This is a genomic window from Rhizobium sp. 21-4511-3d (genome assembly GCF_053522545.1).
Genome location: NZ_JBNWCF010000019.1, coordinates 103552 through 110316, shown reverse-complemented (window position 1 = coordinate 110316; position 6765 = coordinate 103552). Strand labels below are relative to the sequence as shown.

At 62.2% G+C, this 6765-nt stretch carries 5 protein-coding genes and 1 tRNA gene; all 6 read left to right on the top strand.

Annotated elements, in window-relative coordinates; translation table 11 throughout:
- The first annotated feature begins 13 nt into the window (after window positions 1-13).
- The 6 genes from ACQZ5H_RS29695 to ACQZ5H_RS29670 all read left to right on the top strand — a co-directional run bounded on the left by ACQZ5H_RS29695 (window position 14) and on the right by ACQZ5H_RS29670 (window position 6733).
- Window positions 14-90: transfer RNA gene (locus ACQZ5H_RS29695), tRNA-Met, on the top strand.
- Window positions 91-801: 711 nt separating this feature from the next.
- Window positions 802-1794, top strand: a complete 993-nt coding sequence (locus ACQZ5H_RS29690) for an MsnO8 family LLM class oxidoreductase (RefSeq protein WP_449099849.1) — start codon at window positions 802-804, stop codon at window positions 1792-1794.
- A gap of 21 nt (window positions 1795-1815) precedes the next feature.
- A complete protein-coding gene (locus ACQZ5H_RS29685; RefSeq protein WP_449099848.1) occupies window positions 1816-3165 on the top strand; it encodes an LLM class flavin-dependent oxidoreductase in 1350 nt (449 codons plus the stop codon).
- Between the two features lie 17 nt (window positions 3166-3182).
- Window positions 3183-4382 carry a M20 aminoacylase family protein gene (locus tag ACQZ5H_RS29680; RefSeq protein ID WP_449099847.1) on the top strand — a complete coding sequence of 400 codons (1200 nt, stop codon included), beginning with the start codon at window positions 3183-3185 and terminating at the stop codon, window positions 4380-4382.
- Between the two features lie 7 nt (window positions 4383-4389).
- Window positions 4390-4935 carry a GNAT family N-acetyltransferase gene (locus tag ACQZ5H_RS29675; RefSeq protein WP_449099846.1) on the top strand — a complete coding sequence of 182 codons (546 nt, stop codon included), beginning with the start codon at window positions 4390-4392 and terminating at the stop codon, window positions 4933-4935.
- A 19-nt stretch (window positions 4936-4954) separates the two neighbouring features.
- Window positions 4955-6733, top strand: coding sequence for an amino acid ABC transporter permease/ATP-binding protein (locus ACQZ5H_RS29670; RefSeq protein WP_449099845.1), 1779 nt, complete (start codon window positions 4955-4957; stop codon window positions 6731-6733).
- Window positions 6734-6765: the final 32 nt, after the last annotated feature.

The window sequence follows — 6765 nt, the reverse complement described above, 5'->3', positions numbered from 1 at the left end:
GTTTTGCGCTGGACGCGGGGTGGAGCAGCCCGGTAGCTCGTCAGGCTCATAACCTGAAGGCCGCAGGTTCAAATCCTGCCCCCGCAACCAAATCTCCCCAGAATCCTATCGACCTATCGATGGCGCAAAAGCTTCGCTTTCCCCGGCGATCGTAGCTCATCGTCCTACGGACCATAACCTCAAGGCAGAAGGTTCAAAGCCTCACCCCGAAACCAAATTCTTCCCGACACACATCGCAGCCCGCCATCAGGCGCGTTTTGCGTTTCTGGGCTAGATAAACCGCAGCCTCACTCCTCCCGAAACGCCCAGCTCAACCGATCCGTCAATGGCTGCATCAAGAACGACAGCGCCGTCCGCTCATGTGTGCCGGCATCGTGCTGGTGTGCCTTGGCATCAGACTTCTGTTATCGGTCGGCCCTCCATCGGCGCCATCCCTATGGAGATAAGGCTCAGTTCATCGGCCGCCGCTAGAGGTGCGTGATCGATTTTCGGCGGATGACGTGAATTGCCCCGTGGGAGGTCTACGCTATCTACAGCCACGCTGCGGATAGCGTAGACCTTCGTAGAGATTCGCGCGTGACCGGCCCGGACTTCGGTCGATCCATGCCGCCCACATCTCGATGACCGGTCGAGACCTGACATTCGCAGGCAGCGGTTCCTCCTGCTGAACGGTATCGTCATCCCACCCCCGCAGCACGGTGGTTTTTTCCCCTTGTTCAACTCCAAAGAGAAAGCGGTTCCTTACTGTGTAATTTGTCTACTGATTTTATAGACAATATAGAAATATGACGAGGCACCGTGATGACTTATCTTCTCAGCTTGCTCGACAAGGCCCCGATCGAAGCGGGCGTGAGCGCGACGGAAGCGCTTGCGGCGGCCGTCAAGCTCGCCATTGCGGCGGATGAGCTCGGTTACCACCGATTCTGGGTCGCCGAACATCATAGCATGACTAACCTCGCAAGTTCCGCACCAGAGGTGCTGATCTCCTATCTTCTGGCGCGCACGCGCTCGATCCGCATTGGCTCGGGCGGGGTAATGCTGCAGCACTATAGCGCCTACAAGGTCGCCGAGATTTTCAATGTCCTGTCGTCCCTCGCGCCGGGCAGGGTCGATCTTGGCGTTGGCAAGGCGCCGGGCGGCTTTCCCTATTCGACGCGCGCCTTGCAGGTCGCGGTCGATCCTGCGTTGAAGCCGGGCTTTGCCGAACAGCTCTCCGAGTTGAATGCCTACCTTTCGTTCGAACCGCGCGACGACCAGGCGGTGGCAACGCCGATCCCACCGGTCAAGCCCGAGCGCTTCCTGCTCGGCGCCAGCGTCGACAGCGCTCTGCTTGCCGCGGAGAAGGGGTGGCGGCTGGTCTTTGCCGGACACCTGAACGGCGATCCCGAAAATCTTCGCAAGACCTTCGAGGCCTACGCGCAGGCGACCGGCGGCGATGTTCCGATCCTGGCGCTGGCGGCTTTCGCCGCCGAAAGCGCAGAGCAGGCTAGAGCCCGCGTCGGCGATCTGCGCATCGTCAAGGTGTTCCTGCCGAACGGCCAGACGGTGAATGTCGGCAATGAAGAGCAGGCGGCCGAATATGCCCGGCAGGCCGGTGTTGCCGACTACCGCACCGAGGAAAGGACCCCGAGCGTTCTCCACGGTACCGCACGTCAGGTGCGGGATGCGCTCGACGACCTTCACGCGCGCTACGGCGTCCAGGAATTCGTGCTCGACACGCCGGCCCTGACGCCGGGCGAGCGCCTCGCCTCCATCGAGCTGCTGGCAAAAGAACGCCTTTCACTCGCTGCCTAATTCCCACTCCGGAGACAGATCATGGCTCAGAAACACGTCATTTTCGGCATCATGCTGCAGGGCCCGGGCGGCCACATGAACGCCTGGAAGCATCCGAGCGGTCCGGCGGACGCCTCGACCAACCTCCAGTTCTTCGTCGATACCGCCCGCAAGGCCGAGGATGTCGGCATAGCCTTCGCGTTCGTTGCCGACGGCCTCTACATCAACGAGCAATCGATTCCCCATTTTCTCAACCGCTTCGAGCCGCTGACGATCCTCTCGGCGCTGGCCGCCTCGACATCGAAGATCGGTCTGGTGGGCACGGTATCGACTTCCTACAGCGACCCCTTCACCATCGCCCGGCAGTTCGCGTCGCTCGACCTGATCAGCGGCGGCCGCGCCGGCTGGAACGCCGTCACCTCGCCTCTGGAGGGATCCGGGCGCAATTACGGGCGCGAACATCCCGAACATGAGCTGCGATACGAAATCGCCGAGGAATATATCGACGCGGCCAAGGGCCTTTGGGATTCCTGGGATGACGACGCCTTCATCCGCGATCGCGACAGCGGGCGATATGCCGACTTCGACAAGATGCACCGGCTCGATCACAAGGGGCGGTTCTTCCGGATCGAAGGGCCGCTCAATATCCGCCGCTCGAAACAGGGCCAGCCGGTGGTCTTCCAGGCGGGCGCCTCGGATTCCGGCATCAAGCTCGCCGGCAAGCATGCCGATGCCGTCTTCACCAATGGCGGTCCGATCGAGGATGCGAAGACCTTCTACAAGCAACTGAAGCAGAGCGCGGTCGCCCAGGGGCGCAGCGCCAGAGAGATCGGCGTCTATCCCGGCATCGGCCCGATCGTCGGTGCGACGGTGGAGGAGGCGGAAGCCAAGTATCAGGCGATCCGCGGCCTCGTTACCATCGAAGAGGCCTTGCGCTATCTCGGCCGCTTCTTCGATCACCATGATTTCAGCGTCTATCCGCTGGATGAGCAATTTCCCGAACTCGGCGATATCGGCCGCAACAATTTCCGCGCCACGACCGACCGGATCAAGAAAACGGCGCGCGAGCAGGGGCTGACCTTGCGCCAGGTTGCACTCGATGCAGCCACGCCGCGCACAGCGTTTATCGGCACGGCCGATCATATCGCTGACGAGATCATCCGCTGGATCGATGGTGAAGCCGCCGACGGCTTCATTCTCGGTTTTCCGGTGATTGCCGAAGGCTTCGACGACTTCGCGCATCACGTTCTGCCCATCCTGCAGCGCCGCGGTTATTTCGATCCCAAGCTGAAAGGCGAAACGCTTCGCGATCATCTGGGGCTGCCCTTCCGCACCAGCCGCTATGCCGAACGCGCCGACGATTCCGACCAGCGAAAGGCCGCCAGCGCCTGAGCGCTGGGGGATGTCCGATGAACGCAAGAGTTCAAACACCCCCAGGCCATGACCGCGTCGAGCAGGGGATTGCCTCATTCCTCGACCAATTCGTCGCTCTGCGCCACGATCTTCACCAATATCCGGAGCTTGCGTTTCGCGAGCACCGCACCAGCAAGCTCATCGCCTCGCGTCTCGCCTCGTGGGGCTATGAGGTCGAGCACGGCATTGCCGGGACCGGCATCGTCGCGACCTTGAGGAAGGGACGCGGCAATAAGAAAGTCGCCATTCGCGCCGATATGGATGCGCTGCCGATCGAGGAGGCGACGGGGCTTGCCTATTCGAGCAGCAACCCCGGCGTCATGCATGCCTGCGGACATGACGGGCACACGACCATCCTGCTTGCAGCGGCGCGCTATCTCGCCGAGAGCGGACGGTTCGATGGAACGCTCCGGCTGATCTTCCAGCCAGCCGAGGAGATCGGCGCCGGCGCGCGCAAGATGATTGCGGAGGGGCTGTTCGACCGCTTTCCTGTCGACGCAGTCTTCGGGCTCCACAATTGGCCCGGTGTGCCCTCCGGGCATTTCGGCTTCGTCGCGAATGCGGCCATGGCCTCGGTCGACCAGGCGGTGATCAGGATCGTCGGCAAGGGCGGCCATGGTGCCGAGCCGCATCGCGGTGTCGATCCGGTGCTGGCATCCGCCTCGCTCATCACCGCGCTGCAGAGCGTCGTCTCCCGCAATGTCGATCCGCAGGAGATGGCCGTTGTCACCGTGGGCTCGATCCACGGCGGGTCCGCCTCGAATGTCATCCCTGAAAGCGTCGAGCTGAAGCTCACCATGCGCGCCTATAGCGAGAGCGTTCGCGAAAGGCTGGAGACCCGCATTCCGGCATTGGCTCGCGCACAGACCGAAAGCTTCGGCGCGACGGCTGAAGTCGACTACCGGCGCGGTTTCCCGGCGCTCGTCAACCATCCCGATGAAACGGCATTCGCGAAAAGCGTGGCGCTGAAAGCGTTCGACCGCAGCGCAACCGAGGACGATTTCCGCCCGCGAACGGCGAGCGAGGACTTCGCCTTCATGCTGCAGGAGACGCCGGGAAGCTATCTCTTCGTCGGCAACGGCGACAGCGCGCCGCTGCACAGCGCGCACTACGATTTCAATGACGCCATCATAGCGCCTGCGGCCCGTTACTGGGTGCAGCTCGCCGAAACCTTTCTCTCCAAAGACAACGGGTAACGACGACATGAGCGATACGTTTCTCTACACATCACCGCTTGATCCGCAGGCAAAGCCGCTGATCGACGAACTCATTCATGAATATGACAGCCGTTACGGCAGCTATTTCGATGAGAAGGGCGCGGCAGCCGAGCTCAACCGCTATCCGCCCGAAGCCTTCGCCGCGCCGGACGGCAACTTCGTACTGCTGATCCGCGATGGCGTGACGATCGGCGGCGGCGCCTTCAAGCGCTATGACGAGAGGACCGCCGAGTTCAAGCGCATCTGGACCCGCTCCGACCTGCGACGTCAGGGACTGGCGCGAAAGGTTCTCGTCGAACTTGAGGCGCAGGCGGCCCGCCAGGGCTATCAGCGCGTCTATTTGACGACGGGGTTCAGGCAGCCGGAGGCCGTCGGCCTCTATCTGAGCAACGGTTACACCGCGCTCTTCGACATCAATGTCGACCCTGAATTCTACAAGACGCTGCCGTTCGAAAAGACGATCGCGGCCGCTGCTATGGCGCCGGCGGCAGACATCGACGCAACGCCGCTTCGAGCGGTCGCCAATCTTTGATTTGGGAAGGAACAGGGGCATGGCGCTGACCAGCGAATTTGCGGCTATCGCAAAACACGAGCACAGAGCGGTGGAGACCTCCGATTTCACGCGTTACAAGATCGTTCCGGCACGCCACCCGGCGCGCCTTGCGGGCACGATCTTTGCCGCCGCGGTCATTGCGAGCATCATCTATTCGACGTCCACGAACCCGCGCTGGGGCTGGAATGTGTTTGCCGAGTGGTTCTTCGCTGAGCCGGTGCTGGCCGGCCTTGGCCGAACCCTGCTTCTGACAGCACTCGCCACCGTCTCCGGCTCGATCCTCGGAACCGCGCTGGCACTCGCCCGTGTTTCCCGCTCACCGCTGCTTTCGGGTCTCTCCTGGGGCTATATCTGGCTGCTCCGCTCGATCCCGGTCATCGTGCTGCTGCTCGTTCTCAACAATCTCGGCTATCTCTATGAAACGATCACGATCGGCATCCCCTTCACCGATACGGTCTTTGCGAGCTATCCGACGACGCAGCTTCTGACGCCGTTTGCGGCAGCCTTTCTTGGTCTGACGCTCAATCAGTCGGCCTTCTTCGCCGAAATCGTTCGCGGCGGTATCCTCTCCGTGGACCAGGGCCAGCTTGAGGCGGCCGCCTCGCTCGGCCTCTCGCATCGCCGCCAGGCGTTCCGCATCATCCTGCCGCAGGCGATGCGCTCGATCCTGCCGACAGGGTTCAACGAGGTGATCGGTCTCGCGAAGGCGACCTCGATGGTCTACGTCCTGGCCCTGCCGGAGCTCTTCTACACCGTGCAGGTCATCTATCGCCGCAATCTGGAAGTCATTCCGCTGCTGATGGTCGCGACCGGCTGGTATCTCGTCATCATGACCGTGCTGTCGATCGCGCAGCACTATATCGAGCGGCATTATTCCAAGGGCGCCCTGCGCAATCCGAAGCCCTTGCCGTTCCAGGCCTTCTTCGCACGCTTTGCCCGCCATCCTGCCGCGACTGAGTTTGCGCCTGAAACCGCAGTCGCTCATAGGGGATTTGCCGATGCCGCGGTTCTGCGCGCCGGTGGAGCCATCAGCATCCAGGGAATTTCGAAAAGCTTTGGCTCGCTGAAGGTGCTCGATGGCATCGATCTCAATCTGCCTGCCGGTAGCGTGACTGCCATCCTCGGCCCCTCGGGTTCCGGCAAGTCGACGCTGCTGCGCTCGATCAATCATCTGGAGCGCGTCGACGCCGGTTTCATCGCCGTCGATGGCGAGCTCGTCGGCTACGAGCAGAAGGGCAATCTGCTCTATGAGCTCAAGGAGAACGAAATCCTGAAGCGGCGCGCCGATATCGGCATGGTGTTCCAGAGCTTCAATCTCTTTCCGCATCTGACCGTGCTCGAAAATCTGATCGAGGCACCTATCCAGGTGCGCGGCGCAAAACGCGAGGAAGCGGTCCAGCTGGCTCAGGAGCTGCTCGCCAGGGTCGGGCTCGGCGACAAGATCAATGCCTATCCCCGCCAGCTTTCCGGCGGCCAGCAGCAGCGCGTGGCAATTGCCCGGGCGCTGGCGCTCCGTCCCAAGGTTCTCCTGTTCGACGAGCCGACATCGGCGCTTGATCCCGAGCTCGTCGGCGAAGTGCTCGATGTCATCAAGGAACTCGCGCGGACAGGGACGACGCTTGTCGTCGTCACCCACGAGATCGGCTTTGCCCGCGAGATCGCCGATACCGTGGTCTTCATGGACGGCGGCAAGATCCTGGAGTCCGGCCCGCCATCGAAGATCTTCACCCGGGCCGACCATTCCCGCACCAGAGAGTTTCTCGCCAAGGTGCTCTGAACTTTCCGCAGAAAACGAAATTCCGGCCGCGA

Coding starts and splice junctions, on each gene's coding strand:
- ACQZ5H_RS29685 (WP_449099848.1), top strand. CDS start 1,816: ATGGCTCAGAAACACGTCATTTTCGGCATCATGCTGCAGGGCCCGGGC.
- ACQZ5H_RS29680 (WP_449099847.1), top strand. CDS start 3,183: ATGAACGCAAGAGTTCAAACACCCCCAGGCCATGACCGCGTCGAGCAG.
- ACQZ5H_RS29675 (WP_449099846.1), top strand. CDS start 4,390: ATGAGCGATACGTTTCTCTACACATCACCGCTTGATCCGCAGGCAAAG.
- ACQZ5H_RS29670 (WP_449099845.1), top strand. CDS start 4,955: ATGGCGCTGACCAGCGAATTTGCGGCTATCGCAAAACACGAGCACAGA.
- ACQZ5H_RS29690 (WP_449099849.1), top strand. CDS start 802: ATGACTTATCTTCTCAGCTTGCTCGACAAGGCCCCGATCGAAGCGGGC.